This window comes from Jeotgalibacillus sp. S-D1, from assembly GCF_004358665.1.
Lineage (GTDB): Bacteria > Bacillota > Bacilli > Bacillales > Jeotgalibacillaceae > Jeotgalibacillus.
The window spans coordinates 1-865 of sequence record NZ_SMZR01000038.1; the positions used below are offsets into that span (position 1 = coordinate 1).

Here is an 865-nt window from a genome sequence, read left to right on the forward strand (position 1 = left end):
GAGCCTTTCCTAAAAAGTGTGTAACTGCTTATAATCCACTAACCGGAGAATAAGCAATGACTACTCAATCTGACCTTAAAAAACTGGCTGAGCAAATGGCCGGTAGCATGAAAAGCTTCGATGACATCAAAGACTTTCAGAAGCAGCTCATGCAATCCTTTATCGACACTGCTCTTGAAGCTGAGATGGAAGATCATCTTGGCTACCCCAAGCATGAAAAAGCATACAAGCCTAATAAGCGTAACGGTCATACTAAAAAGACCGTCCGCAGTGACACAGGCGATCTTGAGATATCCACCCCAAGAGACCGTGATGGCATTTTTGAACCTACACTCGTGCGCAAGCATCAAACCCGTATTAGTGGCCTTGATGACAAGATCATATTCCTTTACGCCAAGGGTCAAACCACCACTGAGATCGTAGAGAGCATTAAAGAGCTCTACGATGTCGACATCTCAAGCTCTCTTGTCTCAAGAGTCACTGACAACATTATTGACGACATCACCGCTTGGCAGAACCGGCCGCTGAACAGTGTTTATCCTATCGTCTACTTAGACTGCATTGTCGTCAAAGTTCGTCAGGACAAGCAGATCATCAACAAAGCTATCTATCTGGCCTTAGGCGTTGCTCTTGATGGTAAAAAAGAGCTGCTTGGCATGTGGCTATCAGAGAACGAGGGCGCTAAATTCTGGCTTGGTGTTCTCACTGAACTGCAAAACCGCGGGGTGCAAGATATCCTGATTGCCTGTGTTGATGGTTTAAAAGGCTTTCCTGATGCCATCAATACCGTTTACCCCAACACTCAGGTTCAGCTGTGTATCGTGCATATGGTGCGTTACTCAATGAAGTTTGTGCCATGGACGGA

General features: G+C 45.8%; 1 protein-coding gene. It reads left to right on the top strand.

Features of this window, described 5'->3' with window-relative positions:
• Positions 1-56: 56 nt before the first annotated feature.
• The coding region (locus E2R51_RS20560) for an IS256 family transposase (protein WP_133378738.1) at positions 57-865 on the top strand (809 nt) is incomplete at its 3' end.